The sequence below is a fragment of the Ardenticatenales bacterium genome, from assembly GCA_020634515.1.
Lineage (GTDB): Bacteria > Chloroflexota > Anaerolineae > Promineifilales > Promineifilaceae > JAGVTM01.
The window spans coordinates 192,340-218,438 of sequence record JACKBL010000006.1; the positions used below are offsets into that span (position 1 = coordinate 192,340).

The following is a 26,099-nucleotide window of genomic DNA, read 5'->3' on the forward strand; positions in this document are numbered from 1 at the left end:
CCTCCCGCATGCGTTTTCGTCTCCTTTCCGCCCTGATTGTCTTGTCCGTGCTGGCCCCGTTGGGGCCGTTGCTGCTGTGGTCGTTTGCGCATCGCTGGTTTTTCCCGGATGTGCTGCCGGCATCCTGGAGTTGGCGCGCCTGGGCATATGTGTTCTCGCCGGCATCGCAGGTGGGGCGGGCGCTGGGGTATAGTGTGCTGGTGGCCTTGTTGGTGACGCTGCTCTCGGTGGTGGTGGGAATGCCGGCAGGACGCGCCCTCGCCCTCCACCATTTTCGCGGCAAAACCCTCGTCACCTTCCTCATCCTCGCCCCCACCATCATGCCCGTCATCGCCGTGGCCATGGGCATCCACGTCGCCTTTATCCGCTACGGCCTGGCGGACACCCTGGCCGGCGTTGTTCTCGTCCACCTCGTGCCCGTTCTGCCCTACATGGTTTTGATATTGCGCAGCGTCTTTGCCAACTATGATCCTGACTACGAAGCCCAGGCGCGGTCACTGGGCGCGCGCCCGCGGCAGGTTTTCTGGCACGTCACCCTGCCCGCCATCCTGCCCGGCGTGGCCGTGGGCAGCCTCTTTGCCTTCATCATCTCCTGGAGCCAATACCTGCTCACCCTGATCATTGGCGGCGGCCAGGTGCTTACCCTGCCCGTGCTGCTGTTTTCCTTCGCCAACAGCGGCGACAATGCCATCACCGCCGCCCTTAGCCTCGTCTTCATCGCCCCCGCGCTACTGTTCCTGGCCTTGATGTCCCGCCTGCTCGGCGACGGCAACACGGCGGCCATCGGTGGCTTTGGCAGAATATAGAAACGGGAGCCGTTTGGCAGCCTGCGCCAGTTCGCAATACACGATGACGGAAGTTCAACTTCACCAGATCAGCAAACGGTACGATAGCCAGCACCCCGTGATCACGGACCTTTGCCTCACGGCTGCCTGCCATCAAATTACGGCCTTGTTGGGGCCATCCGGCTGTGGCAAAACGACGATCCTGAAGATGATTGCCGGCTTGCTGCGCCCGGATGCGGGCGACATCACCTTTGATGGGCGCTCGGTGCTGGACGTGCCCGCCGAGCGGCGCGGCGCGGTGATGGTGTTTCAGCACCATCTGCTCTTTCCGCACCTTTCGGCGGCGGACAACGTCGCTTTTGGCCTGAAGATGCGCCGCCTGGACCGTGCGCGGATGGCGCGGCGTGTGGCGGAAATGCTGGCGATGGTGAAACTGGCCGATCTGGGGCATCGCCGCCCGCACCAGTTGTCGGCGGGGCAGCGGCAGCGGGTGGCGCTGGCGCGGGCGTTGGTGGTGGAGCCGTCGGTGCTGCTGTTGGATGAGCCGCTGTCGAATCTGGACGCGCATTTGCGGGACGAGATGCGCGAGTTGATCCTGGGGTTGCAGCGGCAGTTGGGCATCACAACGATTGTGGTGACGCATGATCAGGAGGAGGCGGTGATTTTGGGGGACCAGATTGCGCTCCTGTTCGCGGGGAAGTTGCACCAGATGGGACCGCCGCCCGATTTTTATGATCGTCCGGTGTCGCGGCGCGTGGCCCGCTTCTTTGGCGGCGTTAATTTTATTCCGGGTGCGTGGCAAAATGGCGTGGTGGAGACGGCGTGGGGGCGCTTCTACGCCTGTCTGTCCGACTTGCCGGATGGTCCCGTGCTGCTCACGATTCGCCCGGAGCGGGTGCGGTTGGGCGATGGGGCAGGGGAGAATCGGCTTGTGGGGCGCGTGGTGGGGCGGGTTTATGCCGGCACGCACACCCGCCTCAAAGTTGCCATTCCCACCGACGCGGACCCCCTGGTGTTGGAAGTCACCAGCAGCGCCCTCAACCCCCACGACCACCCCACAGGCAGCGAGATCACGCTCCACCTGCCCCCGGAACACGTCTGGCTTTTGCCGCCGGACGCGCCATAGGTTACAACTTCCGCGCTGCCCATACCAATCGCTGCCCAATCGTGAACAGCACGAGGACCGTCATCAGGTTGAAGAGCCAGAAGAGCCAACCGGGAAAGAGGATAAAGAGCGTGTAGAAGATGATGGTTTCCGTTCCGCCGATAATGCCGGCAGGCATCGTCACCGTCGTCATCTTTCCCGCATCTCCACGCGCCTGCTTCTCCAGAATCGCCGCCAGGTACATCCAGGATGCCGCATTGACATAATACACCGCCAGCAGCGCCACAAGACTAAGCAGGTGCGGCGGCGTCAGTCGCCCCAGCACCAGGCCAATGGGGATCATGGCGTACACGGCAAAGTCAATCAGAATATCCAGGTAGCCGCCAAAGTCTGTCTGCGTCCCGTTCAGCCGCGCCACCGTGCCGTCCAGCCCGTCGAAGACGCGATTGAGGAACCAGAACGCAAGTGCCCACGCATACGCCTGGCGCGCCAACGCCGCCGCCGCCGCCACGCCCCATAGCAGCCCAATCAAAGATAGTAGCCACGTCGGCAGCCGCCGAAATGGCGCTGCCAGTGGCACAAAAACACGCTCTTTTACACGCCGCATCTGGTTATCAAACATATTTTCTCGTCTCGTTCCGCGGTGTACGACACCTTTTCCCATTTCGCGGCGCGGCCTTGCTCACCGGGTTCTCATTATCTTGCCCACTTTTTGGCGAAAATGCCGGCAGCATGTATCATGCATACTTAGTGGTAATCTGCTTTGGTCGGCCTCTTGGCCTTTCTCGAGCCTTATCGCATTTCTATTTGAACCCGTTCCGCGTCTGGGCAGCCCTGGGCAACGCCACAAGCAGAACCAACATCAGTGAGAGTATAACTTGTCGAAGAAACTTTATGTAGGAAATTTGTCCTTTCAAGCAACCGAAGCCGACGTGCAGGAATTGTTTGAATCATTTGGAACAGTCGAATCAATTGCCATGATTAACGACCGTGACAGCGGCCGTTTTCGTGGATTTTGTTTTGTCGAGATGGAAGCGTCCGAAGCGGATGCCGCTATCGCCAGCCTGGATGGCAAAGAATTGAATGGCCGTTCCCTGCGTGTCAATGAAGCCCGTCCCATGGAACAACGTTCCGGTGGCGGTTTTCGTGGCGGCGGCGGTCGCAGCGACGCTGGTCGGCGTAACGACTCCTCCAACAACCGCGGCAACAACCGTCGTTGGTAAAGTTGTGATGCCCAAGTCCGTCGCTTCCGTCATGTAAGCGATGAATCCAAAGGCCGACCTGTCTCCTGAAGAGGCAGGTCGGCCTTTTTGCTATATGACAAAGGGGGTTACTATGTACATGAAACAACACATTCTGGCAGCATTGCGGGAGGAATTTTCGGCGTGGGAGGGGGCGATTGCCGGCATTCCCCTCCACCAACGCGCCCTCCCCCTCACACCCTCCGCCTGGTCCCTCAAAGACGAACTCGCCCACCTGAACGCCTGGCAGCAGCGGACTATCGCCCGTCTCGAAGCCGCGCAACACCAGCGTGAGCCAGAGTTCCCCCCCTGGCTGCCGCACCTGGACCCAGAAGTGGAAGCGAATACCGAGCCAGTCAACACCTGGATCTACGAATCAAACCGCGACCAATCCTGGGAAACCGTCTACCACCGCTGGCGTGACGGATTCCTGCGCATGTTGGAACTGGCGCAGACGATAGCCGAGCCGGCCCTCCTCGACGCCAACCGCTACCCCTGGCTGAACGGACATTCCCTGGCCTTCATCGTCATTGCCTCCTACGACCACCACCAGGAGCATCTGGAAAAACTGCTCAGATTACAAAAGTCTGGGAGACTTTTGTAATCTTTCAGCAACGGCAATGCCATTTCTTGCTCCGCCGCCACAGCGGTGTTACACTGTTTGCGCTTGTAACTTAACAAATGATTCCAGGTGTCCTATGCCCCGGATGGCAGGACGTAATGGCGAAACCGGTGCGCCCTTGATGGCAAGTCCGGTACTGTCCCCGCAACTGTGAAGCGCGCTGGTCGCATATGACCGGCCGCCAAGTCAGGTCGCCCGCCTGGGATCGTGTCAACTCTCGTGGGTAAGGGTTGGGAACACGACGCCAGCGATTTTCAACGCCGCACCGGTTCCTCAACCCGATGTTGTCCTACACGACATCGGGTTTTTGCGTTTCTGGGCCGGGTTTTTACGCCGTTCACTTCCCTGACCTGCCCGTCTCCCCCCGAAGTCTGTCGGAGGTGGGTGCGGCGCACCCCTCTGGCCGGCTCCGTCGGCCATCCCGGAGGACCCGACATGAAACCTAAAATAGTCGTCACGCTTGTTGTTTTGATGGCATTGCTCCTGATCACGGGGGTGGCGCGCGCCCTGGAAATGTCTCCATCCGCGCCGGCGCGAGCTGCCACTCCCTATTATTCTGACCAGCCCGCCGCCGTTGCCGCCGCCATTGATTGGCTGATCCGCACGCACCAGAATGCGGATGGCGGCTACACAAGTTTTAGCAGCGGCGCCGATCAGCAGCCTTCGACGATTGCCGGCACACTCGACACCCTCATCGCCCTTTCCAGCAGCGGCATCGACCCCACCGTGCCCTGGCCGGGCCGGCAAACAACCCCCATCGCCTATTTGCTGTCCCAGATTGACGAGGTGGCCGACTACGCCGGGCAAAATGGGGGAAATGCCGGCAAACTCCTCCTCACCCTCACCGCCGCCAACCAAAACCCCCGCGCCTTTGGCGGCCACAACTTCGTCATCAGCGCCACCCAGCACCTCTCGCCCACCGGTCAATATAACGTCCCCGATCCCTACAATCAATCCCTGGCCTTGCTGGGCCTTGCCGCCGCCGCGGAACCGATCCCGGACGTGGCCGTGCAATGGCTCAAAGACCGGCAGGCCGGCGGTGGGGATAATGATGGCTCCTGGGATGATGGCTATGGCACATTGGGGAACGCGGACGCCAGCGGCATGGCCGTGATGGCCCTGCTGGCCGCCAAAGTGCCGGCAAACGACGACACGCTCCTCCGCGCTACAGCCTTTTTCGCCCGCGCCCAATTGCCCACCGGCGGCTTTGCCTACGCCGCCGGCCTGCCCGAAAATGCCAACAGCACCGCGCTGGTGCTGCAAGCGTTGAGCGCGCTGGGCGAGAATTTTTACCTGGATGGGGGACCGTGGGATGCCGGCATGGGCACCCCCCTCAGCGCCCTCCTCAGTTATCAAGCGAAAACGGGCGCGTTTCAATCAGATTTCGGCTTTGGCCCCTTTGACGATTTCTACGCCACCGTGCAGGCCATCCCCGGCGCGACCGGTCGCCCCTTCCCGTTGCCGTCGCGCTACCAGGCGGCGCGCGCGGGTCTAGACTGTCTGGCGACGTTGCAAGATGCCGGCACGGGCGGATGGGAACAATTCGCCGGCTTTGGCATCAACGCCGCCGGAACCTCCCGCGCCATCCAGGCCATCGTCGCCGCCGGAGATGACCCCGCCGCCTACACTCCAGGCGGCATCACCCCGCTCCAGGCTCTCGCCAACCTCACCCCCGACTACCTCAGCGGCGGGCGCGGCGGGCGCGTGGGCATCGTCATGCAGGGCGTCGTTGCCGCCGGCGGTGATGTATTCGACTTTGCCGGCTACAACCTGCCCCTCAGCCTCACCGCCTACCTCTCCCCCACCGGCGCGTACGATGACACCACGTTTGGCATTTTTGCCCACGCCGAGGCCATTTTGGGGCTGGCGGCGGCGGGGCAGCTCGTGGACCCGACGGCCATCGCCTTCCTGCGCGCCGCGCAGACCGGTGGCGATTGGGGCAGCGTCGGCGACAACGGCATCGCCCTGAATGCTTTAGGCCAACTCGTCTACCCCGCACCCGGCCTGGCGCTGTCCGTCCTGGCGCAAACGCAGGTGGCGGATGGCGGCTGGGGATACGGCGACATCGCCGATTCCAGCGCCTCGGCGGAAGTGGCGCAGGGATTGGCGGCATTGGGGCAGCATCCGTTTGGTCCCACCTGGAGCCAGGTCAGCGAGGGGCGGCTGCGCCATGCGGCAGATGCGATCATGGCGCGGCAAGCGCCCGGTGGCTGCTGGTTGGATTACCTCGGTCAAACTGACGACCCGTTTGGCACGACAGACGCCATTATCCTCTTATCCACACGCCCGCTGCCGCGCTTTTTCGTCTATTTGCCCGCGACCCAACCGGCTGCGGCGGCGGAACCCACGCCATGAACCGCGAAAAGTGCCGGCACTTTTTGTTGCTGGCAGTGCTGCTGCTGCTGGCGCTGCCGCCGCGCCTGTGGGCGCAGTCAGAAAACCGGGCCGCCCTGGTGGTGCGCTACGCCGATGGTCAGGTGGATACGCGCTGCGTCTCCTTTAGCGAATCGCAAATCACGGGGCACGACCTGCTGGTGCGTGCCGGCATGGACCTGACCATAGAAGCAGGCGGCATTGGCGCGGCTGTCTGCGCCATCAACGGCGTCGGCTGCCCGGCCACCGACTGCTTCTGCCAGTGCCAGGGTGCGGAGTGCGTCTACTGGTCATACTGGCATCAGATTGGTGGAAGTTGGCAGTATTCGCAGGGTGGTGCCGGCATCTACCCCATTACCGATGGCGCCGTGGATGGCTGGTCGTGGGGACCGGGGTCCGTCACGGCGGCTATCCCCCCGCCGGACATCACGTTTGCCGACGTGTGCAGCGCCCCCCCCGCCTCGCCCACCGTCGCCCCCACGGCCACGGCTACGCCCGCACCGCCCACAGTCACGCCTGTGCCGGCAACCGCCACGCCGGAGCCGCTGGTCGATTTTGGGGTGGAGGCCGACATCGTGGCTGCCGGAAGCTGCACCGTGTTGCATTGGGACGCGGAGCATGTGAGCGCCCTGTACCTGGATGGCGCGGGCGTTGAGGGGCACGGGGCGCGCCAGGTCTGCCCCGCGCAAGACCAGACCTACACGCTGCGCGCCACGCATGGCGGCGGCGAGATCGTGCGCCAGGTGACGGTGGCCGTGCGGCAGCCGTCGCCCACCACCACCGTCATGCCCACGGACACGGTGATGGTCACGCAGTCCGCCGCCCCGCCTGCGCCACAGCCGACCGCGACGCCGCCCATCCCATCCCCCGCGCCGCCCGTCTTGGAGGACTCGCTCCGGGCAACCTTGTCCCCATCGCCTACTATTCCGTTGGCGACCGTTCCGCCCACCGCCGCGATTGTCTTTGCCATTTCCACGCTGCCGCCGGCGGCCACAGCGGTCGCCTTGCTGCCCGCGCCGACTTCTACAGAGAGGGTGACGGTGACGCCCATGCCGGCATTCTCGCCCCCACCCTCCCCATCCGACAGTGCCCCCCTCAACTACCTCGCCTTCGCCCTCATCCTCGTTGGCCTGGGCGCGGCGCTGCTTGCGCGCCACGGACGGAATCGGCCATGACCCATCGCCTCCTTTCCTTCGCCCTCTACCTCCTCAGCGGCTGCATTGGCCTCGTCGCCTTCACCTATCCCTTCTTCCTCAACGCCGCCCAACTCCAGCAGTTCGCCGGTCAACAGCAGGCGGCCCCCTTGCTCACGATGATCCTGATCACCATGTGCCTGCTCATCCTGTTGCTGGAAATGCAGGGACAGGCCGTCAGCGCCAAAGTTGTGGCCGCGCTGGGCGTGCTTGTGGCCGTGACCGCCGTCCTCCGCTTTTTGGAAGTCGCCATTCCTGGTCCCGGTGGTTTTTCCCCCATCTTCGCCCCTATCATCCTCGCCGGCTTCGTCTTTGGCCCCCGTTTTGGCTTCCTCATGGGCGCGCTCACGCTGTTGGTGTCCGCGCTGCTCACGGGGGGCGTGGGACCGTGGCTGCCGTACCAGATGTTTGCCGCCGGTTGGGTGGGGTTGACGGCGGGCTGGCTGCCCCAACTGCGCCGCCCGCTGCCGCTGTTGGCGCTGTTCGGCTTTGCCTGGGGGCTGCTGTTCGGCCTTCTCATGAACCTGACGTTTTGGCCGTTTGCCGTGGGCATGGCCGGGGCAGGTTGGGAGCCGGGGCTGGGCGTCGTGGATGGGATGGGGCGGTATCTGGCGTTTTATGCCGGCACGTCCCTCCTCTGGGACCTGGTGCGCGCCGGCGGCAACGTTGCCCTCCTCCTCATTTTGGGCATGCCGGCGATTCATGCGCTGGCCCGGTTTCGGGACCGCTTTCAGTTCGTGAGGGATGAGGTATGAGGTATGAGGTATGAGGGATGAGGGTCGGAGCTGGTTGGTTTGGGTTTTGGCCGGGGCGGTGGCGACGATGTTGGCGCGTAACCCGCTTTACAGTCTCATTCTTCTGCTGGCGGCGCGGCTGGTGACGGTGAGCTGCGCCCGCCCTGGTCAGGGGCCGCGCCTGCCGCTGTGGCGGTTGGGCGGGGCGATCATTAGCTTTTCCGCGCTGTTCAATGCGCTGTTTGTGCATGTGGGTGAGACGGTGCTGCTGCGAATGCCGGCATCCTGGCCCCTGATTGGCGGCGCGATTACCCTGGAAGCTCTCGTCTGGGGAGCCAGCAACGGCTTGCTGTTGCTCACCCTCCTTGCCGTCTTCACCGCCCTCAACGCCATCGTGCCTGTCCATGACCTGGCGCGCCTGACGCCGCGGGCGCTGCGCGACCTGGGCGTGGTTCTGCTGGTGGCCCTCACCTACGTGCCGGAAACGACGCGCCATTTGCAGCGCATCCGTGAGGCGCAGGCCATTCGCGGCCACCAATTGCGCGGACTGCGCGACTGGCGACCCATCGTCATTCCCTTGCTCGTGGGTGGGCTGGAGCGGGCGATGGGGCTGGCGGAGGCGATGGTCGCCCGTGGTTATGGGGCGGCGGCGGGCAGCGACCCCGGGCTGGGCGCGCGCGTGGGGTATCTGGTGGGTCTGGCGGCTATGCTGGCCGGCTGGTTTTTGGCGGTGTGGATTGGCTGGCCGGGTTGGCTGCTGCTGGGGGCGGCGGCGCTGCTGCTGCTGACGCTGTTATGGCGCGCCGGACTGGCGTTTCCGCGTACGCGCTACCGGGCGGGACGCTGGCGCGCGGTGGATTCGCTGCGGGTGGTGGCGGCGCTGCTGCCGCTGCTGGCGGTGCTGCCGACGCTGCCGGCACACGCCACGCTGTTTTATGACCCGTATCCGCGATTGAGTGTGCCGGCATTTTCCCCGTTGATTGGCGGATTGCTGGCGTTGTGGAGTGTGCCGGCATTTTTCCTGTCCACCGGTGAGCATGACGGATATACTTAAGACGCGGGCATCTTCCCGGAAGCTGCTACCCAAAACCATCATCCGCGACAAAGCTTCCGGGAAGATCCTTTGCAAATAAGAACACCTTCCCGGAAGCTGCTACCCAAAACCATCATCCGCGACAAAGCTTCCGGGAAGATCCTTTGCAAATAAGAACACCTTCCCGGAAGCTGTTACCCAAAACCATCATCCGCGACAAAGCTTCCGGGAAGATCATTTACACAGGAGGAAAACACATGAAAACCATGAGAAAACTATGGCTCCGTCTGACTGCACTGCTTATGATGGCGTTGCTCACCGGCGCTGTGGCCGCGAGTGCCTTTGCCGCCAACACCGCCGCCGTCGGTCTGGAAGAGGCGAGTGGCATCCTCCCCGGCTGGGTCGGTTGGCTTGTGCTGGGGCTGGCGCTGCTCCTCTCCCTCGGCGGCTGGGTATGGTATCGACAGGCGAAGTAGACGCCATCCCCCCGACCACATGATCGCGTTTTCCCACCTCACCTACCACTATCCAGGGCAGGCGCGCCCCGCGTTGCGCGACATTGATCTGCGCATTAACGCAGGCGAGTTTGTGCTGCTTACAGGACCGTCGGGCGCGGGCAAATCCACCTTGCTGCGCTGCCTCAATGGCCTTGTGCCCCACTTCACGGGTGGGCGCATTAGTGGTGGCGTGACCGTGGCGGGGCTGGATGTAGTCGCCGCCGGGCCAAACCGGCTCAGCCGCGAGGTGGGGTTTGTCTTCCAGAACCCGGAAGCGCAGGCGGTGCTGGACCAGGTGGAGGCGGAGATTGCGTTTGGGTTGGAACAGGCGAATATGCCGGCATCGCAAATGCGCCAGCGCGTGACGGACGTGATGGACCGGTTGGCCCTGACTCCCCTGCGCCGGCGCGCCATCAACACCCTCTCCGGCGGCGAACGGCAGCGGCTGGCTCTGGCGACCGCCCTGGCCCTGCGCCCGCGCATACTGGCGCTGGACGAACCGACCAGCCAGCTTGACCCGGAAGCCGCCGCCAACCTGCTGGACATGCTGGTGCGGCTCAATCGGGATGATGGCCTGACCGTTGTCCTCGTCGAACATCGTCTGGAGCGGGTGCTGCCTTATGCGGATCGGGTGGTGGTGGTGGACGATGGGCGCATCGTGGCGGATGGTCCCGTGTTGGAGACGCTGGATGATCTGCCCTACTTGCCGCCGGTGACGGCGCTGGGGCGGCGGATGGGTTGGCAGCCGCCGCCGTTGACGGTGGACGAGGCGCGCGCGTTTGCGCCAATGCCGGCATTGCCGCCGCCCCCCGCACCCCCCACACCCACGTCCACGTCCACGTCCGCGCCGCTGTTGGAAGTGGACCAACTCGCCTGCACGCTGGCGCGCCAGCCCGTTCTGCGCGACATATCCCTGACGGTGGGCGCGGGGGAGGTGGTGGCGCTGTTGGGGCGGAATGGCGCGGGCAAGACGACGCTGCTGCGCTGCGTTGCCGGGCTGTTGCCGTTGGCGGCGGGGGCGGTGCGGTTGGATGGGGACGATTTGGCGGGGCGTTCCGTGGCGGAGCGATGCCGGCATATCGCCTACCTGCCGCAGAACCCCGATGATCTCCTATATGCCGGCAGCGTCCGCGAAGAACTGCTCATCACCCTGCGCAACCATCGCCTCGATCCCGCCCATCCCCCCATCCTCCCCGCCGGCCTGCTTGCCCACCTCGGACTCGGCGACGTTCAGGACGCCTATCCCCGCGACCTCTCCGTCGGGCAGCGGCAGCGCGTCGCCTTTGGCGCGGTCAGCGTCACCGGTCCGCGCCTGCTGCTGCTGGACGAGCCGACGCGCGGCCTGGACATGGCCGCCAAACAGCAGTTGCTGCACATGTGCCGTTGGTGGCTGGACGACGGCGCGGGGCTACTGCTGGTTACGCATGACGTGGAACTGGCCGCCGCTGCCGCCGACCGCGTCTACATCCTGGACGCCGGTCAGATTGTCGCCGCCGGCCCTCCTGGGCAGGTGCTGGCCACCCACCCCGAATTCGCCCCGCAAATGGTTCAGCTTTTCCCCGGCCAGGGCTGGCTCACCCCCGACCAGGCCGCCGCCGCCTTCATCCTTCATCATTCGCACGCTGGAGTGTCTCATGCCTCGACTAACTAAAATCTACACGCGCACCGGTGATGATGGCACGACATCGCTGGGCAGCCGCCGCCGCGTGCCCAAAGACGCGCTGCGGGTGCAGGCGTATGGAACCGTGGACGAATTGAACGCCGTGTTGGGCGTGGCGCTGGCGCACGGCCTCAGCGCGCGGCTGGCTCCCGTGGTAACGGCGATACAAAATGAGTTATTCCATCTGGGATCAGACCTCTGCTTTCCCGAAGAAGATAAGCAGGCGTACCAGATACCGCAAATCGAGGCGCGGCATGTGGCCGCGTTGGAAGCGGTGATCGACGAGCTGAGCGAGAAAGTTGGGCCGCTGCGGAACTTCATCCTGCCCGGCGGGACCATAGGCGCGGCGCAGTTGCACGTGGCGCGTACCGTTTGCCGCCGCGCCGAACGAGACGTGATCACCCTGGCGCGCGAGGAAGCGGTGGGCGATTATGTGGTACGCTACCTCAACCGCCTCTCCGATGCCCTTTTTGTGATGGCTCGCTACGAGAATCTGGCGGCCAACGTGCCCGAACCGCTGTGGGATTCGCGCGCCTGATTACGACGCATACGTGCCGGAACCTCATTGGCGTGCGGGCGGGGCGGCGCGCAAGCCCCGCAAGACGAGAATTGCCGGGCGCGCAAGTGGCAGGTTGCGACTCCGCAAAAACGCAAACAACCGCCCCTTTCGCCCCTCATACCTCCTGCCTCCTACCTCATGATGCCCCGCCCCTACGGGAAACCCCGCAAAATGGGAATTGCCGGTCTGGTGGCGAACCATTACGCAGCCCGACCTTTTTCGGGTAAACTTCGGGACCTGGCGACTGTCTGCCCGGCATCTGTCTACAGAAGGAGCGACCGTATGAACCTGAGCCTCTTTGGCGCTATCATTATCCTTTTATGGGTGGTAATTTTGTTACTTTACTTCCGCACCTCGAACCAACACAGCAGCCTGCATGACGAGATCGAAGCCCTGAATGCCGGGTTGGACGAATCGAAAAAATAATCTGCCAACTACCGGGAACGTTGATGGCCGCCAAAAGTTGACGCGACGAACGATAGCCATTGACTCTCTGTGTCTAAAACGTGATTTCTTTTGCCTGGATGAAGTCACGCGCGAAGCCCGGAAACCGGTTTTTCGGTGTTCTCACCATTTCTGAGGACGGAGATATGCGACTGAGGTTGTTCTTGCTGAGTTTATGCCTTGCCGCCGCGCTGCTGGTGGGATGCCTTCCCGACCGTTTTCGCGGGCCGGATGCTTGCGATGAGGGTGGCGTGCTTTTTACTGATGATTTCTCCCCAGACCGCAACTGCGGTTGGGTGGCATACAATCAGGGTGGGGCCGTTGTGGAGATGGTTGATGGGGCGTTGCAACTGAGTACGAGCCAGCAGGGGCAGGTGTGGTGGACGAATCCGGGGCGACAGTTTGACGACGTGATTATCACCGTGCAGGCGCGGCAGATGAGCGGCCCAGACAACAACGCTTATGGCGTGATCTGCCGTTACCAGAATAAGGACAACTTCTATATTTTCCTGGTGAGCGGAGATGGTTTTTACGCTATTGGTAAGTACCAGAGCGGCAACGAAGTGATGCAGTACCTGACGGGAGATGGCAAATTCGTGGCGTCCGACGTGATCAACCAGGGGGTGGCGATGAATCAGATTCGGGCAAGTTGCATCGGCGACCAGTTGAGCCTGGCGGTGAACGGATTACCGCTGGCGTCGGTGACGGATCCGACGTTTGTGGTGGGGGATATGGGACTGGCGGGGAGTACGTTCGAGGCCGGCACGGCGGTGATTACGTTTGACAATGTGCAAGTTTTGGCTCCGTAGGGAGTGGGTGACGGTTTTGTTGCTGCTGTTGGTGGGGGCGGGGGGATGCCGGCATTCTTCCCTTCCCAACACCGGCAACACCGCCGGGGATATTCTCTTCGCCGACGCCTTCACACCGGGGCAATCTGGTCCCTGGCAGTTGGAAGCTGATGCCGCCGGAACGACGGCTATTGAAGACGAACGCCTCATCATTAGCATCCAGGAAGCCAATACGCTGCAATACGCCACCTTGCGCGAACCTGACTTCACCGACTTCTCCCTGGAAGTCGATGCGACCTTCCTGGACGGCCCGGTAAACGGCAGCTACGGCGTGTTGTTTCGCATCCAGGACGCGGGGGGATTCTATCGTTTCAACATCACGGGAGACGGATATTACACGCTGGATCGGTTGAATGGAGATGGTTCGTGGACGCCGCTGCTGCCTAACGGTTGGGCGGAGTCGGCGGCGATCAAGTCGGGTTTGCGGGCGACGAACCGGTTGAAGGTGGTCGTAGGGGGGCCGAACATGATTTTGTATGTGAATGGCGAGCCGTTGGGGCAATTTACGGATGCGATGGGGTATGCGCGGGGGTTGGTGGGGGTTAATGCCGGCACTTTCGCCCAACCAGGTGTCCGCGCCGCCTTCGACAACCTCATGATTCGCCAGCCGTAATCCCTCATGCCTGAGCGTCTTATCGCCCTCTACCCGCCCGGCGCGCGCGTGGAAATCCGTTTTGCCAACGACGACAATGCCGCCTGGCAGCCGGCCATTGTGCTGCGGCATGAACCGCCGGGGATGTGGGTTGCCGCCGCCGACGGCCATCGCTGGTTTGTCACCAACACGAAGCGCGTACGCAATGCCGGCATGTCCGAGACCGTCGCCGCCCAACTTCTCACTCTCAACCGCGCGTTTTACGAGCGCATGGCCGCCGAATTCGCCCAATCCCGCCGGCAGCCGTGGCCCGGTTTCCAGGAACTCATCCCCTGGCTGCCCGCGGAAAAATGTGATTTGTTGGACGTGGGCTGCGGATCGGGGCGATTGGGGGGCTTCTTCTGGCGAGAGGCGCGGCTGCGTAGCTACACAGGCGTGGATTTCAGTGAGCCATTGCTACGGATCGCGCGGGCGGAAAATGCCGGCACATTCGCGCAACGAGACCTGAGCCAACCAGACTGCCTGCACGGCCTGGGCGACTACGACGCCATCGCCTGCCTGGCCACCATGCAGCACATTCCGGGGCGCGCCAATCGTCTGCGGCTGCTACGTGAGATGGCCGACCACCTGCGCCCCGGCGGTCGCCTGTTCCTGGCGCACTGGCAGTTTGCCCGCAATCCACGCCAGCAGCGCAAAGTGAACGATTGGGAATCTATTGGCCTTTCCGCCGTAGATGTGGAGCCGCGCGACTATCTGCTGTCGTGGCGGCGCGGCGGCTTTGCCTGGCGCTACGTCTGCCTGATCGACGCCGCCGAGATGGCCGCGCTGGCGCAAGAAGCCGGCCTGACCATCCTGCACCAATTCCATAGCGACGGACGGGAGGGGGATTTGAACCTGTACACCGTGTTGCAAACGGCGTAGCTTCTAGTTGCCGCGATGCTGCCCCAGGAACAAATGCAGTTGCGCGGCATGTTCCTGCACATGGCGCATGTTGTACAGTTGTAGCTCCGCGAACGTGATTTCTCCCCAGGGAAACCGGCACAGGCGGCGCGCTTCTTCTGCCGACAATGTGGTTATGGTCTCCGTGCATTTGCGGCGGCACAAGGCCAGATAGTCAAGCAGTTCGTCGCGGAAGTAGGTACGTGGCAGGACTTCGTTCGCCTGCATTTCTACCAGGTCGAAAGGGGCTGGCGGCATAAATCCCTCTTCCGCTCCGGTCAGGTAGAGGTCGAGCCAGAAAAGCGCATGGTAGCCGAGATACCAGAAGGCGGAGAATCCCGCCGCTACCCATTGCTCCGGCTCGTCCGTCCACAGTTTCTTTTCCCATAGTTCGTCCGGGCAGTTGCGCAGGGCGTCTTCTAGCGAGTCGATGGTGATGAGGAATTGCCGGCACAACATCTCATGATTGATGATGTCCATGATTCGTCCTTGCTCCGAATGCGGTAGACAGCAGAGTTATCAGTCATCTGCCGCCGGGTCATACGGCACAACGCTCTCCTGCTCGTTAGGGTCATTCCTGGCCACAAGCGCGTGCGCCGGTTCCGTATCGCTCAGATTAACCGGTTGGTGCGGCACATCGGCGGGGATAAAGATGAAATCGCCCGCCTCATTGATAATCGAGCGCTTCAACCCCGGACCATAGCGCGTTTCCACGCGCCCGCGCAAGAGATAGATAGCCGTCTCATACCCGCGATGCACATGCGGCTGCGCCGCCCCACCGGGCGGAATCACCACCAGATTCATGGAAAGATGCCGCGCACCCGCCGTCGCCTCCGAAATACCCACGAAATTAGGCAACTGCTGCCGCGTCATCGTCGTCGCCTCCGGACGCACCGTCACTATCTCAGCGGAACTATTCAAGCTATTGTCCATGTCGTTTTGCTCCTTTTCCTTTATTTTTCAGGATGCGGATGAACGCGGAAAAACGCGGATTCACGTTCTATTGCGTGGTTCAAGGGGGGAGATGATCAGGATGTTTGTGCCAAAGGGGTCGGTGACGGGGCAGGCGCGGATGGGTTCGTACATCAGTTGGTCGCTGGGCGCGATGCCGGCACCGCCTGCGGCGAAAAAGGCGGTTTGCAGCGGTTCCACTTCGTCTTAACGAGTGTCTGGCCTGGCAAGAGGTCTTTCAATTCGCCCGACTTCACGAAGCCAAACCCGAAAAACAGTGGACTAAACTTGTTGCTGTTCCTCCCTCTCTCCGTCGGCTAGTGGAACGGGGAGAGAATCAGAATGTTTTTGCTCACGGGGGAGATCTGGGAAGATGCGAATGGGCGGTCGCGCCGCCCCCCGGTTAGCCTTTTAGGGTTCGCTCGGAATAAACTTTGGAGGCTCTGATTATAGAAGAATCCTTTCAGCGCATCCGTCAATTCCAATGTTATAAACGGATGCGCCCTTACAAGGACAACACGAGGCGCATCCCTGTTTCAACCTGCCGCATTGTCCTGGCGGATAAGGTGCTTACGTACCCGGTCAGGAATGACTTGTCAACCGTGATTATTTGAGAAACATTGATCACGGAATCTCGTGGCAGGCCGCTTTGTCTAGTGCTGACCATCACGTTACCGGGCGCATTGGCCAGCTTTATATTGCCCGTAATCGCCAATACGATGATCGTTTGGATTCTACTATTGTTGAAGGCATCGGACTGGACCACCAGGACGGGTCGCCTGCAGCCGGGTGACGAACCAACCGCATCTGGCAAAGATGCCCACCAAATTTCACTACGATTCATCACCATTCTTCCGCGGGCAAGGATTGTAATTGTATTTGTAGGAGCGTGGCATCAATGGCGCTAGAGGTTTCCGCATAAACCTCATTAAGCACCTCGGTGGTGGCCTTCTCATCAAATGTATCCAGGAAACGGGCGAGGGCGGTTGCATAGAGTTGGCTGCGCGACATCCCCAGCCGCCTGGCCAGGCGTTCAGCCGCTTCAAAAATCGGATCGGGTACGGAAATAGCTGTTTTCATGATATGAGTATAACAGTGGTTATACCTGGAATCAAGCATTCATCAAATGAGGACTACCTTCAAGCATGCCTGTTTTTCTCTTTCTCCGTTGATTGGCTCAGGGGGGAGATGATCAGGATGTTTGTGCCAAAGGGGTCGGTGACGGGGCAGGAGCGGATGGGTTCGTACATCAGTTGGTCGCCGGGCGGTTGGCCGACGCCGCCGGCGGTCACGAATGCAGCTTGCAGGCGCTCCGCCGCGGCGGGGGTCTGCATGACGAACAGGACTTCGACGTTTTGCGGGGAACCGTTCTTGCCCTGGAGCAGGGTGAGCCAGGTGTGGCCGATTTGCCACCCGCGCGTGCCTTCCCCTTCGACGTAGGCTGGCGGTCCCAGCACTTGCGCGTAATAGGCGACGGCCTCCGCGTAGTCGGCGAAGTATAGGGTTATGCCGTAGAGGCCGGTGAAGGCAAAGCGCGGCTGCGGCGGGGGGGAGGTAAAGAATTTCTGGCGGTAGGTAGCGTAATCCATGCGTATTTTTCGTGAAACGAGGGAAGCTGATTTGCTTATGCCAGATAATTGCGGTAAGTATAATGGGGAAGGGGGGCGAGGGCAAGAGCCGCGAGGGGGGCGGTGGATGGGGTTGGGCGGCTTTCTCGCGGCATTGTTGCCCGCCTGGGGCGCGTCCGGTTGGGCTTGCCTACCCGCCGCCTCGCTCCCGTGTTACAATGTCGGCGGAGGTTCTACAATGTCACTGAAAGAACAATTGCAGGCAGACGTGGCCGCGGCGATGCGCGGCGGCGAGACGGAGAAGCGCGATACGCTGCGCGGCGTGATGGCGGCCATTAAGCAGGTGGAGAAGGACGACGGCGTAACGCTGGATGACGCGGGCGTGCTGGCCGTCCTGGGCAAACAGGTGAAGCAGCGGCGAGAGACGATTGCCGACGCGGAGCGGGCGGGTCGCCCCGACCTGATGGCGACGGCGGAGGCGGAAATCGCGCTGATTGAGGCGTACCTGCCCCGCCAGATGTCGCGCGCGGAGGTTGAAGCGGTTGTGGAGGCGACGATGCAGCGTTTGGGTGTGACGGATTTGAAGGGCATGGGCAAGGTGATGGGGGTGGTGATGGGGCAGTTGAAGGGAAAGGCGGATGGCGGGTTGGTGAATCAGGTGGTGCGGGAGAAGTTGCAGCCGCGTTGAGCCGCGACGCGCCCGGTGCATGATGATGACTGGACAGGCGGAGATAATCCCAGATGCCGGCACGCGCATGACGCGCATGGTGCAGAGTTCGTTACTCTGGTTGGTAACGATTGGCCTCACCGTGGGGCTGGCCGGCATCATGGCCCTGAACCTGGTCACGGGACCACAAGTGTCCGTCGTGGTCGGGGAGCCGGCGGCCAGGGATATTATTGCGTCGCAGTCGATCACGTTTGAGAGCGCCCTGGCGACGCAGCGGCAAAAGGACAATGCGGCGGCCAGCGTGGGGACGATTTATAGCACGCCGGATTTGAGCATTGGGCGGGCGGGGCGCGAGCAGGCACAGGTAATCTTCAATTTTGTGGATGTGGTGCGTGCCGACGGCGTGACGGATGCCGGCACGCGCGCCCGCTACCTCCACGCCATTGAAACCATCACCATCGAACCGCAAATAGCCGTAGACATCCTCACCTTCACCCCCGCCGAATTCTCCGCCGTCAAAGACGACATCCTGCGCATCGTCGAAGAAGTGATGCGTCAGGAAATCCGCGAAACTGGCGTCAGCGAAGCCCGCCGCACCGCCCGCAGCCAGATCAGCTTCTACCTTACCACGCCGCAAGAAAGGGTCGTCACCAGCCTGGCCCCCCAGTTTATCGTCGCCAACACCTTCCCCGACGAGAGCGCCACGGAGCAAAAGCGAAATGAAGCCATTGCCGCCGTGGAACCGGTGCTGCACAGCGCCACCAAAGGGGAGCGCATTATCCGCGTCGGGGAAATCGTGGACGCGGAAGACGTGGAGATGTTGGAGCAGTTGGGTTTGCTGCGCCAGCACACCGACTGGGCGCAGATCGTGAGCGTGGTGACGGCGGCGGTGCTGGCGGTGACGGTGATCATTGTCTACTGGCAGGTGTTTGAGCGGCAGCGGATGCCGTCCAATCGGTATTTGCTCATCTTCGCCTTCCTTATTTTGATTTTTACGTTGGGCGCGAAGCTGATGGTTCCGGGGCGCACGGCGCTCTCGTACCTGTTCCCGGCGGCAGCGCTGTCCATGTTGGTGGCCGTGATTTTCGACGTGCGCCTCAGTATTCTGGTGACCATTGTGGAGGCGGCGCTGGTGGGGTACATTGCCGGCAATTCCCTCGAACTCACCGCCTATTATGCCGTGGGTAGCCTGATCGCCGTCCTCACCCTGCGCGATGTGCAACGCATCAACGCCTTCTTCCGCGCCGGCCTCATCGCCGCCGTGGCCAACATGGCCGTTATCGTCGTTTTTCGCCTGCCACAAGACCCGCAGCCCGTTGAGTTCTTTCAGCTCCTCGGCTGGGCGCTGGCAAATGGCCTCATCACCGCCAGTCTGTCCGTTGCCGGCCTGTTTTTCATGGGCAGCGTCTTTGGCATCATCACCACGCTACAATTGCAGGAGTTATCGCGCCTCGACCATCCGCTGTTACAAGAGCTATTGCGCCGCGCCCCCGGAACCTACCACCACAGCATCATGGTGGCGAACCTGGCGGAACAGGCGGCGGAACTGGTGGCTGCCAGTGGCACGCTCGTGCGCGTGGGCGCGTTTTATCATGACGTGGGCAAAATAAACCGCCCGCCGTTTTTCACGGAAAACCAGGCCGGCCTTAATCCGCACGAAAACCTCGATCCCTACAGCAGCGCCCGCATCATTATGAGCCATGTCGCCGATGGGTTGGCGCTGGCGCGGCAATATCGCCTGCCGGACCGCATCCGCGACTTCATCGCCGAGCATCATGGCGACAATCTGGTGATCGCCTTCTACAAGAAGGCGCAGGAGGAGGCGGAGATCAGTGGCGAGGAGGTGGACAGTGGCCGATTCCGCTATCCTGGACCGCGTCCGCGCTCCCGCGAGACGGGCATTGTTATGCTGGCAGATTCGGTGGAGGCGGCTTCCAGCGCGCTGCGCCCGGATACGGAAGCGGAGATTGAGCGGCTGGTCAATTCGATTGTGGAGGGGCATTTGAAGGCGGGGCAGTTGGATAATTCCGGGTTGACGTTGGGCGAGTTGCAGCATATTCGCTCGTCGTTTATTAAGACGCTGAAAGGGCGCTTCCATGTGCGCGTGCGTTATCCGGGGAATGAGGAGATGATGCGGCAGCCGATGGATGCCGGCATTTCTCCAGAACCCCACCGCCCGGAACCCGTCCCCTCCCAACCCGCCGTGGAGCCGCGGCCATAGTCTTCCCATGCACGTGAACGTCGATTTTGTGGTGGAAATCGAGATGGACCCGGCGTGGGAGTCGCTCTTGCGCGAGGCGGTGGTGGCCGCGGTGGGGGTGTCGGATTATGCCGGCACAGCCAGCCTCACCCTCCTCCTCAGCGACGACGCCCGGCTGCAAGCCCTCAATCTCGCCTTCATGGGATACGACAAACCCACAGACGTCCTCAGCTTCCCCTCCGGCGAATGGCTCACCTCACCCGTCGTCAACCTCGGCGACATCGCCATCTCCGTGCCCCAGGCGCGGCGGCAGGCAGCCCAGGCCGGGCACACCGTGGCCGCCGAATTACAACTGCTGGTCGTGCATGGGGTGCTGCACTTGTTGGGACACGACCACGCCGAACCGGCGCAGAAAGACGCCATGTGGCGGTTGCAAGCGGCGGCCCTGGCCCGGTTGGGAACTGCCGTAGCCCTGCCGCCCTGACGACGGCCATTCGTCACGGCTAAGCCAGATTGGACCGTTTTCTCTGGTGAAATTGGTCCAATATCGCCTTCGACAGGCTCAGGCGACGGACTGGAATCTCAAGCCTCATGATGGCGCAGGTAAAGTCAGCGCCGCGCATCTTCGACAGGCTCAGGCGACGGACTGGAATCTCAAGCAGCGGACTAATGGCTCAGGCAGCGGGCTAGTAGTCACATTCTCATCGGGTATTGAACATGAAATCCGTGCTGGATGGGGGGCAAAAGGAACTGCGCAGCCGCGCGCGCTCGTTTCGCTATGCGTTTCAGGGATGGGCATATGTGCTGCGCACGCAGCACAACACCTGGATTCACGCGCTGGCCAGCGTGAGTGTGCTGGCGCTGGCGTTCTGGCTGCGGCTGTCGCGCGGCGATTGGGCCATCTTGCTGCTGACGATCATGGCGGTGTGGGTGGCGGAATTTTTTAACACAGCGTTGGAGGCCGTGGTCGATATGGCTATGCCGCGTCCCCATCCGCTGGCAAAAATCGCCAAGGACGTGGCCGCGGCGGCGGTGTTGGTGGCCGCCGTCGGCGCGGTCCTCATTGGTCTGCTCATTCTGGGGCCGCCGCTCTGGAGCCGTTTGCTGGGCTGAGGCAGGCTCAGTGGGGGAGATGTGCGGCGGGAATATTCTGTAGAAACGGGTTGCACGCATCACGGGGGGACAAAATGGGATGGCTCACGCCCCAAGCCACATTTAGCGCGGGATCATCCCAGCGTACGCCAAACTCATCCGCCCCATCGTAGTAATTGTCCACGATGTAGCAGAGCGTCACGTCTGTGAGTGCCAGAAAGCCGTGGGCGACGCCGATGGGAATGAACAGCCCCTGCGTGTGGTCTGCGCCGATGTCGATGGTCTGGCAGGCCATGTAAGTGGGAGACGACGGGCGCAGGTCGGCGAGGCCGACGCGCAGGCTGCCGGCCAGGGGATACCAGTAATCAACCTGGCGATGATGGTAGTGCAGGCCGCGCAGTACGCCGGCGGCGGAGTCGGAGCGATTGGTTTGCACGATCTCCCAGCGTCGCTGCGGGAACCAGGATTTGCGAAAGGTCTCAATGAAGCGGCCGCGTTCGTCGCCGAAGGGCTGTAGTTGCGCCAGGATGACGCCGTTGATCAGGTGCGATTCGGTGAAAACAGGCATAGGCATATGAAGGATGATGTATCTTCCCGGAAGCTCAATTTAGCCGCGGAAGAAGTTGCTGACGAAGAACCAGAGATTGGCGGGGCGTTCGGCCAGGCGGCGCATGAAGTAGGGATACCAGGCGGTTCCGTAGGGGACGTAGACGCGCATCTGGTAGCCCTGGCGCACCAGGGCGAGTTGTCGTTCGCGGCGGATGCCGTAGAGCATCTGGAATTCAAAGGCGGTGGGAGGGATGTTGTTGTCCTGGGCGTAGGCGATGGTGGCGTTGATCATGTTGTCGTCGTGGGTGGCAATGCCGGCATACACCCCCCTCTCCCTGGCCTCTTCACTCAACAACATCTGCATCAGCCGCACATAATTCGCGTCCGTGTCCACCTTCTTCGGGAAAGCCACCGCCGCCGGCTCCGCATACGCCCCCTTACACAACCGCACCCAGGCCCCCTCCTGGATCAACCGGGCCACATCCGCCTCGCTGCGATACAGGTAAGACTGAATGACCACCCCCGTGTTGTCCAGTCCCGCACTATCCCGCACGGAGCGGTAAATTTGCAGCGTCGTATCCGTCCACGGGGAATCCTCCATGTCGATGCGAATGCGGTTGCCATGCTGCCTGGCCCGTTCCAGCAAATAGCGCAGATTCTCCTCCGCCATTTGCGGCTCAATCTGCATCCCCAACTGCGTCAACTTTAGCGACACATTGGCATTGACGCCTGCCGCCGCAATCTCATCCAGAAGACGGGCGATTTCGTCTCGTGCCGCCCGCGCCTGCGTTGCATCCGCCACGCTCTCACCCAAAAAATCCAGCGTGACCGACATCCCCTGGTCATTCAACGCTTTGCTGGCCGACATGGCGGCCTGGACCGCTTCGCCGGCGACAAAGCGGCTGGCAACCGCCCAGGCCACGGGCACGGCGCTGATGGCGTCCCGCGCCCATGCGGCATGTGACAGATAAATCAAACCGTGCCGCATCCAACGCTCACCATTGCGCCAGAGCAAAAAGCCGCCCACACCCAGCGCGGTCAGCGTGGGTAACACGCTGCGTGATTTTTCCCGTTGTGGCTCAACTAAATCTGACATCGTAACCCCTTCCTGAGAGATTGGAGCAGCTTCCCCAATTGCTCCAGTCTGATTGCCTATCGCAGCGGCAGCGAATGCCCGCCGTCCATCACAATCGTTTGCCCACAGATCATTCTGCTCTCCGGCAGGCAAAGAAAGCAGACCAGATTCGCCACGTCTTCCGGCGTACATAGCCGCCCGACGGGCGTATTGTCCAGCACGTGCTGCACCAGCGGGTTTTCTTCGCCGCGAAAGGCCTCGAAATGCCGCAAAGCCTCCGTGAGGACCACGCCCGGCGACACGGCGTTGACGTTGATGTTTTGCGCCGCCAGTTCCACGCCCAGGTAGCGCACCAGGGCTTCCAGCGCCGCCTTCGATGCGCCCACGACCACGTAATCGGGCAGCACGCGCATGGAACCGAGGCTGGAAATGACGACCACGGCGCCGCCGCCCCGCGCCGCCATCAAGGGCGCGGCGTGTTGCGCGCCAAAGAGCAGCGAACGGGCGTTGATGTTCATGGTCCATTCCCAGCCGCGTGGTTTTTGGTCCAGCACCGGACGGTTGTAGCCCGATGCGGCATTGTGGATGAGGATGTCCAACCCGCCCCAGGTGGTGCTGATGGTTTCGTACATGGCGGCCAGGTCGTCCAGGTCGCCGACGTTGGCTTTGATCACCAGCGCCTGCCGCCCCAGGTCACGGATGGCGGCGGCGGTTTCTTCCGCCGGCTCGCGGTTGCGGAAGAAGTTGACGATGATGTCCGCGCCTTCGCGGGCGAAGCGTAAGGCCAATTCCCGCCCAATGCCGCGCCCCGAACCGGTAACCAAGGCGATTTTCTGCTCAAAGCGACCCATGAAAGCCTCGCAAGGGTTTGTGCCCAAAAGAATCTTTCCCGGCGCATTCGTCCATTCCAAATCTATTGACGGATGCACCGTAATGCCGGCAAACAGACCACCACTGACGATGAGATGACGTGCCCGCTCATTGTAACGTGCCTTTTGCAGCAGGCAAGCGGTACATGGCAATTGGGTATTCATTTGCCCCCACCTTCCCGGAAGCCGTAAGGAGACGCGCCTGGCAGAAATCGAGCTTTCGGGAAGTGTTCGCGGATGTCCCCGTTAGCGGTTATAATGGGGGCGTCTGCCTGAGATGAGAATAATTCGGACCAATTTTCTCTGGTGAAAACGGCCATTGAGCGCGTGAAATTGGTCCAATCTCCAGAGAGCGTTAGTAGTTACCACGGAACGCATTCACGCAACACTGTACTTAGCGAGTTAGAAACTCGCCCTACTGGGTGGTTTTGAAGGAGAGAATTTCGCATGGCTGTACGAAATGCTGAAGCTATATGGCAGGGAACGCTGCGCGAGGGCGCGGGCACGATGAAACTGGGCAGCGGCGGGTACGATGGCCCGTTTACGTATGCCTCTCGGTTTGAAGAAGGGGACGGAACCAATCCGGAAGAGCTGATTGGCGCGGCTCATGCGGGCTGCTTCTCCATGTTTTTGTCGGCGCTGCTTTCCAATGCCGGTTACACGCCAACGCGCATCCAGACGACGGCGCGCGTTCACCTGGGCCGCGTGGATGGCGGCCCGGCCATTACGCAGATTGAGTTGAGTACCGAGGCGGTTGTGCCCGGCCTGGAGAATACGGAATTTCAGGCAAAGGCGCAGGCGGCGAAGGCGGGCTGCCCCGTTTCCAAAGCCCTGGCGGGGACGGACATTAAGTTGACGGCCACGCTGTTGGAATAGGGCGCGGCGGTCAGTCGCCACGAATTTTGAGGAGGAACCGGTCATGTGGCCTGTTCCTCTTTTTGTTCAAGCGACATTGCTCTTCCCGGAAGCTGTCATGACTGTGCTGCCCCAATCTTTTTATGCACGTTCCGCCGTCGTTGTTGCCAGGGCGCTGTTGGGCAAGCGGCTGGTGCGCCTGATTGACGGTCGGCGCGTTGGCGGCGTGATCGTGGAGACGGAGGCGTATTGCGATAGCGAGGAACCCGATCTGGCCTGCCACGGCACGCGCAACAACGGCGCGCCCACGGCCCGCACCGCCGTTATGTTTGGCCCGGCGGGTCATGCGTACGTCTATTTTACGTACGGTATGCATTGGATGTTCAATATCGTCACGGGTGATGCCGGGCAGGCGAGTGCGGTGCTCATTCGGGCGCTGGAGCCGGATGAAGGGGAGGATGTGATGGCTCGCAATCGGGCCGGGCGTGGGCGCGGCGAGTGGACGAATGGCCCGGCGAAGCTGGCGCGGGCGTTGGGCATTGGTAGTGATTTGAATGGGACAAATCTTTTTCAGGCCGGCGGGGTTATATGGGTGGAGGAGGCGCGTGCGGTGATGCCGGCATCTATTCACCACGGCCCGCGCGTAGGATTAGGCAAAACGTCCGAACCCTGGCACTCCATGCCCTGGCGGTTTTGGATAAAGGATAACCCGTTCGTCTCTCAATACCGCTGAAAACGGGCAACAGAAAACGGAAAATGACGAACAGGTTGGCACACGACCAACTCACCAATGCCAGCCACCCACTTTCTGACCAACCACCACCACCCATTGACCACTACCTTCGGAGAAGACAGCATGAAACTATTGGCAGGGAAAAAGGCCCTCATTTTTGGCATTGCCAACAAAAACTCCATTGCCTGGGGCATTGCCCAGGCGCTGCATGAGCATGGGGCGGAAATTGGCTTCAGCTATGGCATTCCCCAGTTGGAACGGCGCGTGATGCCGCTGGCGGAGCAGCTTGGCGTTACCTTCGTAGAGAAGTGCGACGTGACCTCGGATGCGGAACTGGATGCCGTTTTCGCGCGCGCGGCGGCGCATTTTGGCGAGATTGACATTCTCATCCATTCCGTGGCCTACGCCAAACAGGATGACCTGACGGGCCGCTTCGTGAATACCAGCCGCGACGGTTTTGCCCTGGCGATGGACATTAGCGCCTACAGCCTGGTGGCCATGGCGCGGCGGGCCGTGCCCTTGATGGCTCACGGCGGCAGCATCATGGCGATGACCTACTATGGCGCGGAAAAAGCGGTTCCCCACTACAACGTGATGGGCGTGGCGAAGGCGGCATTGGAAGCGAGCGTGCGTTACCTGGCGGCGGACCTGGGGCCGAATGGGATTCGCGTTAATGCTATTTCCGCCGGACCGATTAAGACATTGGCGGCTGCCGGCATTTCCGGCTTCCGCAAAATGCTCACTTATGTCGGTGAACGCGCCCCCCTGCGCCGCAACGTCGATCAGGACGAAGTGGGCCGCACCGCCCTCTGGCTGGCCAGCGACCTCAGCAGCGGCGTCACCGGTGAAGTCATCTACGTTGATGCCGGCTACCATATCCTGGGCATGCCCGAACCGCCAGAAACCTGGGAATAA

32 protein-coding genes and 1 riboswitch are annotated in these 26,099 nt (G+C 62.0%); of the genes, 22 read left to right on the forward strand and 10 right to left on the reverse strand.

The features are described 5' to 3' along the window. Positions 1–8: 8 nt before the first annotated feature. Together H6650_16735 and H6650_16740 are read left to right on the forward strand one after the other, a co-directional pair. A complete protein-coding gene (locus tag H6650_16735; protein ID MCB8953653.1) occupies positions 9–806 on the forward strand; it encodes an ABC transporter permease subunit in 798 nt (265 codons plus the stop codon). Between the two features lie 43 nt (positions 807–849). Then, positions 850–1,911, forward strand: coding sequence for an ABC transporter ATP-binding protein (locus tag H6650_16740; protein ID MCB8953654.1), 1,062 nt, complete (start codon positions 850–852; stop codon positions 1,909–1,911). 1 nt (position 1,912) lies between these two features. Here the strand turns inward: H6650_16740 and H6650_16745 are convergent, their stop codons facing one another. Beyond that, positions 1,913–2,512, reverse strand: coding sequence for a CDP-alcohol phosphatidyltransferase family protein (locus H6650_16745; protein ID MCB8953655.1), 600 nt, complete (start codon positions 2,510–2,512; stop codon positions 1,913–1,915). A gap of 256 nt (positions 2,513–2,768) precedes the next feature. On the opposite strand from H6650_16745, the gene H6650_16750 reads away from it, so the two are divergent. The 13 genes from H6650_16750 (at position 2,769) to H6650_16810 (ending at position 14,607) form a co-directional block, all read left to right on the forward strand. Beyond that, entirely contained in the window at positions 2,769–3,113 is a 345-nt protein-coding gene (locus H6650_16750) for an RNA-binding protein (GenBank protein MCB8953656.1), read from the forward strand. A gap of 112 nt (positions 3,114–3,225) precedes the next feature. Continuing rightward, entirely contained in the window at positions 3,226–3,735 is a 510-nt protein-coding gene (locus H6650_16755) for a ClbS/DfsB family four-helix bundle protein (GenBank protein ID MCB8953657.1), read from the forward strand. A 68-nt stretch (positions 3,736–3,803) separates the two neighbouring features. Next, a riboswitch (cobalamin riboswitch) is annotated at positions 3,804–3,971 on the forward strand. Positions 3,972–4,188: 217 nt separating this feature from the next. Further along, positions 4,189–6,108, forward strand: coding sequence for a hypothetical protein (locus tag H6650_16760; GenBank protein MCB8953658.1), 1,920 nt, complete (start codon positions 4,189–4,191; stop codon positions 6,106–6,108). Continuing rightward, positions 6,105–7,301 carry a hypothetical protein gene (locus H6650_16765; protein ID MCB8953659.1) on the forward strand — a complete coding sequence of 399 codons (1,197 nt, stop codon included), beginning with the start codon at positions 6,105–6,107 and terminating at the stop codon, positions 7,299–7,301. Before H6650_16760 ends, H6650_16765 begins: the two co-directional genes overlap by 4 nt. After that, a complete protein-coding gene (locus tag H6650_16770; protein ID MCB8953660.1) occupies positions 7,298–8,074 on the forward strand; it encodes an ECF transporter S component in 777 nt (258 codons plus the stop codon). Before H6650_16765 ends, H6650_16770 begins: the two co-directional genes overlap by 4 nt. Positions 8,075–8,084: 10 nt before the next feature. Further along, positions 8,085–9,107, forward strand: a complete 1,023-nt coding sequence (locus H6650_16775) for an energy-coupling factor transporter transmembrane protein EcfT (GenBank protein MCB8953661.1) — start codon at positions 8,085–8,087, stop codon at positions 9,105–9,107. Positions 9,108–9,343: 236 nt separating this feature from the next. Then, positions 9,344–9,562, forward strand: coding sequence for a hypothetical protein (locus tag H6650_16780; GenBank protein ID MCB8953662.1), 219 nt, complete (start codon positions 9,344–9,346; stop codon positions 9,560–9,562). Between the two features lie 19 nt (positions 9,563–9,581). Then, complete coding sequence (locus H6650_16785) at positions 9,582–11,234, forward strand: energy-coupling factor ABC transporter ATP-binding protein (protein MCB8953663.1); 1,653 nt, start codon at positions 9,582–9,584, stop codon at positions 11,232–11,234. Further along, entirely contained in the window at positions 11,218–11,781 is a 564-nt protein-coding gene (locus H6650_16790) for a cob(I)yrinic acid a,c-diamide adenosyltransferase (GenBank protein MCB8953664.1), read from the forward strand. The genes H6650_16785 and H6650_16790 overlap by 17 nt, the downstream gene beginning before the upstream one ends. A 303-nt stretch (positions 11,782–12,084) precedes the next feature. Then, entirely contained in the window at positions 12,085–12,228 is a 144-nt protein-coding gene (locus H6650_16795) for a hypothetical protein (GenBank protein ID MCB8953665.1), read from the forward strand. Positions 12,229–12,392: 164 nt separating this feature from the next. Continuing rightward, entirely contained in the window at positions 12,393–13,055 is a 663-nt protein-coding gene (locus H6650_16800) for a hypothetical protein (GenBank protein MCB8953666.1), read from the forward strand. Positions 13,056–13,062: 7 nt separating this feature from the next. After that, complete coding sequence (locus H6650_16805; GenBank protein ID MCB8953667.1) at positions 13,063–13,707, forward strand: hypothetical protein; 645 nt, start codon at positions 13,063–13,065, stop codon at positions 13,705–13,707. A 6-nt stretch (positions 13,708–13,713) separates the two neighbouring features. Continuing rightward, complete coding sequence (locus tag H6650_16810; protein ID MCB8953668.1) at positions 13,714–14,607, forward strand: class I SAM-dependent methyltransferase; 894 nt, start codon at positions 13,714–13,716, stop codon at positions 14,605–14,607. 3 nt (positions 14,608–14,610) lie between these two features. Here the strand turns inward: H6650_16810 and H6650_16815 are convergent, their stop codons facing one another. The 6 genes from H6650_16815 to H6650_16840 all read right to left on the reverse strand — a co-directional run bounded on the left by H6650_16815 (position 14,611) and on the right by H6650_16840 (position 17,165). After that, the gene (locus H6650_16815) at positions 14,611–15,105 is read right to left on the reverse strand and encodes a DinB family protein (GenBank protein MCB8953669.1); all 495 of its coding nucleotides are present in this window, start codon (positions 15,103–15,105) and stop codon (positions 14,611–14,613) included. Between the two features lie 39 nt (positions 15,106–15,144). Continuing rightward, a complete protein-coding gene (locus H6650_16820; GenBank protein MCB8953670.1) occupies positions 15,145–15,558 on the reverse strand; it encodes a cupin domain-containing protein in 414 nt (137 codons plus the stop codon). 60 nt (positions 15,559–15,618) lie between these two features. Next, positions 15,619–15,777 carry a hypothetical protein gene (locus H6650_16825; GenBank protein ID MCB8953671.1) on the reverse strand — a complete coding sequence of 53 codons (159 nt, stop codon included), beginning with the start codon at positions 15,775–15,777 and terminating at the stop codon, positions 15,619–15,621. A 304-nt stretch (positions 15,778–16,081) separates the two neighbouring features. Continuing rightward, positions 16,082–16,420, reverse strand: a complete 339-nt coding sequence (locus H6650_16830) for a type II toxin-antitoxin system PemK/MazF family toxin (GenBank protein ID MCB8953672.1) — start codon at positions 16,418–16,420, stop codon at positions 16,082–16,084. Next, positions 16,420–16,656, reverse strand: coding sequence for a hypothetical protein (locus tag H6650_16835; protein MCB8953673.1), 237 nt, complete (start codon positions 16,654–16,656; stop codon positions 16,420–16,422). Before H6650_16835 ends, H6650_16830 begins: the two co-directional genes overlap by 1 nt. Before the next feature lie 59 nt (positions 16,657–16,715). Next, entirely contained in the window at positions 16,716–17,165 is a 450-nt protein-coding gene (locus H6650_16840) for a VOC family protein (protein ID MCB8953674.1), read from the reverse strand. Positions 17,166–17,382: 217 nt separating this feature from the next. Between H6650_16840 and H6650_16845 the strand changes: the two genes are divergently transcribed. The 4 genes from H6650_16845 to H6650_16860 all read left to right on the forward strand — a co-directional run bounded on the left by H6650_16845 (position 17,383) and on the right by H6650_16860 (position 21,124). Continuing rightward, the gene (locus H6650_16845; GenBank protein ID MCB8953675.1) at positions 17,383–17,832 is read left to right on the forward strand and encodes a GatB/YqeY domain-containing protein; all 450 of its coding nucleotides are present in this window, start codon (positions 17,383–17,385) and stop codon (positions 17,830–17,832) included. Between the two features lie 19 nt (positions 17,833–17,851). Then, positions 17,852–20,032, forward strand: a complete 2,181-nt coding sequence (locus H6650_16850) for an HDIG domain-containing protein (GenBank protein MCB8953676.1) — start codon at positions 17,852–17,854, stop codon at positions 20,030–20,032. 7 nt (positions 20,033–20,039) lie between these two features. Then, complete coding sequence (gene ybeY / locus H6650_16855) at positions 20,040–20,495, forward strand: rRNA maturation RNase YbeY (GenBank protein MCB8953677.1); 456 nt, start codon at positions 20,040–20,042, stop codon at positions 20,493–20,495. 233 nt (positions 20,496–20,728) lie between these two features. Beyond that, positions 20,729–21,124 carry a diacylglycerol kinase family protein gene (locus H6650_16860; protein ID MCB8953678.1) on the forward strand — a complete coding sequence of 132 codons (396 nt, stop codon included), beginning with the start codon at positions 20,729–20,731 and terminating at the stop codon, positions 21,122–21,124. A 7-nt stretch (positions 21,125–21,131) separates the two neighbouring features. Here the strand turns inward: H6650_16860 and H6650_16865 are convergent, their stop codons facing one another. The 3 genes from H6650_16865 to fabL all read right to left on the reverse strand — a co-directional run bounded on the left by H6650_16865 (position 21,132) and on the right by fabL (position 23,578). Continuing rightward, positions 21,132–21,671 (reverse strand): dTDP-4-dehydrorhamnose 3,5-epimerase family protein, encoded by a 540-nt coding sequence (locus tag H6650_16865; protein ID MCB8953679.1) that lies wholly within the window; start codon positions 21,669–21,671, stop codon positions 21,132–21,134. A gap of 39 nt (positions 21,672–21,710) precedes the next feature. Then, positions 21,711–22,574 carry a proline dehydrogenase family protein gene (locus H6650_16870; GenBank protein ID MCB8953680.1) on the reverse strand — a complete coding sequence of 288 codons (864 nt, stop codon included), beginning with the start codon at positions 22,572–22,574 and terminating at the stop codon, positions 21,711–21,713. Positions 22,575–22,804: 230 nt separating this feature from the next. Further along, on the reverse strand, positions 22,805–23,578 hold the full coding sequence (gene fabL, locus H6650_16875) for an enoyl-[acyl-carrier-protein] reductase FabL (GenBank protein MCB8953681.1): 774 nt from the start codon (positions 23,576–23,578) through the stop codon (positions 22,805–22,807). A gap of 465 nt (positions 23,579–24,043) precedes the next feature. Between fabL and H6650_16880 the strand changes: the two genes are divergently transcribed. The 3 genes from H6650_16880 (at position 24,044) to fabI (ending at position 26,099) form a co-directional block, all read left to right on the forward strand. Further along, on the forward strand, positions 24,044–24,472 hold the full coding sequence (locus tag H6650_16880) for an OsmC family protein (GenBank protein ID MCB8953682.1): 429 nt from the start codon (positions 24,044–24,046) through the stop codon (positions 24,470–24,472). A 97-nt stretch (positions 24,473–24,569) separates the two neighbouring features. After that, the gene (locus H6650_16885) at positions 24,570–25,184 is read left to right on the forward strand and encodes a DNA-3-methyladenine glycosylase (protein ID MCB8953683.1); all 615 of its coding nucleotides are present in this window, start codon (positions 24,570–24,572) and stop codon (positions 25,182–25,184) included. A gap of 123 nt (positions 25,185–25,307) precedes the next feature. Further along, the gene (gene fabI, locus H6650_16890; protein MCB8953684.1) at positions 25,308–26,099 is read left to right on the forward strand and encodes an enoyl-ACP reductase FabI; all 792 of its coding nucleotides are present in this window, start codon (positions 25,308–25,310) and stop codon (positions 26,097–26,099) included.

Bases quoted from the DNA above. Each gene is read 5' to 3' on its own strand.
- H6650_16850 (MCB8953676.1), top strand. From the start codon at position 17,852: ATGATGATGACTGGACAGGCGGAGATAATCCCAGATGCCGGCACGCGC.
- H6650_16755 (MCB8953657.1), top strand. From the start codon at position 3,226: ATGTACATGAAACAACACATTCTGGCAGCATTGCGGGAGGAATTTTCG.
- H6650_16885 (MCB8953683.1), top strand. From the start codon at position 24,570: ATGACTGTGCTGCCCCAATCTTTTTATGCACGTTCCGCCGTCGTTGTT.
- H6650_16820 (MCB8953670.1), bottom strand. From the start codon at position 15,558: ATGGACAATAGCTTGAATAGTTCCGCTGAGATAGTGACGGTGCGTCCG.
- H6650_16780 (MCB8953662.1), top strand. From the start codon at position 9,344: ATGAAAACCATGAGAAAACTATGGCTCCGTCTGACTGCACTGCTTATG.
- fabL (MCB8953681.1), bottom strand. From the start codon at position 23,578: ATGGGTCGCTTTGAGCAGAAAATCGCCTTGGTTACCGGTTCGGGGCGC.
- H6650_16815 (MCB8953669.1), bottom strand. From the start codon at position 15,105: ATGGACATCATCAATCATGAGATGTTGTGCCGGCAATTCCTCATCACC.
- H6650_16810 (MCB8953668.1), top strand. From the start codon at position 13,714: ATGCCTGAGCGTCTTATCGCCCTCTACCCGCCCGGCGCGCGCGTGGAA.
- H6650_16845 (MCB8953675.1), top strand. From the start codon at position 17,383: ATGTCACTGAAAGAACAATTGCAGGCAGACGTGGCCGCGGCGATGCGC.
- H6650_16800 (MCB8953666.1), top strand. From the start codon at position 12,393: ATGCGACTGAGGTTGTTCTTGCTGAGTTTATGCCTTGCCGCCGCGCTG.
- H6650_16735 (MCB8953653.1), top strand. From the start codon at position 9: ATGCGTTTTCGTCTCCTTTCCGCCCTGATTGTCTTGTCCGTGCTGGCC.
- H6650_16880 (MCB8953682.1), top strand. From the start codon at position 24,044: ATGGCTGTACGAAATGCTGAAGCTATATGGCAGGGAACGCTGCGCGAG.
- ybeY (MCB8953677.1), top strand. From the start codon at position 20,040: ATGCACGTGAACGTCGATTTTGTGGTGGAAATCGAGATGGACCCGGCG.
- H6650_16835 (MCB8953673.1), bottom strand. From the start codon at position 16,656: ATGAAAACAGCTATTTCCGTACCCGATCCGATTTTTGAAGCGGCTGAA.
- H6650_16765 (MCB8953659.1), top strand. From the start codon at position 6,105: ATGAACCGCGAAAAGTGCCGGCACTTTTTGTTGCTGGCAGTGCTGCTG.
- H6650_16740 (MCB8953654.1), top strand. From the start codon at position 850: ATGACGGAAGTTCAACTTCACCAGATCAGCAAACGGTACGATAGCCAG.
- H6650_16790 (MCB8953664.1), top strand. From the start codon at position 11,218: ATGCCTCGACTAACTAAAATCTACACGCGCACCGGTGATGATGGCACG.
- H6650_16795 (MCB8953665.1), top strand. From the start codon at position 12,085: ATGAACCTGAGCCTCTTTGGCGCTATCATTATCCTTTTATGGGTGGTA.
- fabI (MCB8953684.1), top strand. From the start codon at position 25,308: ATGAAACTATTGGCAGGGAAAAAGGCCCTCATTTTTGGCATTGCCAAC.
- H6650_16760 (MCB8953658.1), top strand. From the start codon at position 4,189: ATGAAACCTAAAATAGTCGTCACGCTTGTTGTTTTGATGGCATTGCTC.
- H6650_16785 (MCB8953663.1), top strand. From the start codon at position 9,582: ATGATCGCGTTTTCCCACCTCACCTACCACTATCCAGGGCAGGCGCGC.
- H6650_16830 (MCB8953672.1), bottom strand. From the start codon at position 16,420: ATGAATCGTAGTGAAATTTGGTGGGCATCTTTGCCAGATGCGGTTGGT.
- H6650_16745 (MCB8953655.1), bottom strand. From the start codon at position 2,512: ATGTTTGATAACCAGATGCGGCGTGTAAAAGAGCGTGTTTTTGTGCCA.
- H6650_16840 (MCB8953674.1), bottom strand. From the start codon at position 17,165: ATGGATTACGCTACCTACCGCCAGAAATTCTTTACCTCCCCCCCGCCG.
- H6650_16770 (MCB8953660.1), top strand. From the start codon at position 7,298: ATGACCCATCGCCTCCTTTCCTTCGCCCTCTACCTCCTCAGCGGCTGC.
- H6650_16860 (MCB8953678.1), top strand. From the start codon at position 20,729: ATGAAATCCGTGCTGGATGGGGGGCAAAAGGAACTGCGCAGCCGCGCG.
- H6650_16775 (MCB8953661.1), top strand. From the start codon at position 8,085: ATGAGGGATGAGGGTCGGAGCTGGTTGGTTTGGGTTTTGGCCGGGGCG.
- H6650_16865 (MCB8953679.1), bottom strand. From the start codon at position 21,671: ATGCCTGTTTTCACCGAATCGCACCTGATCAACGGCGTCATCCTGGCG.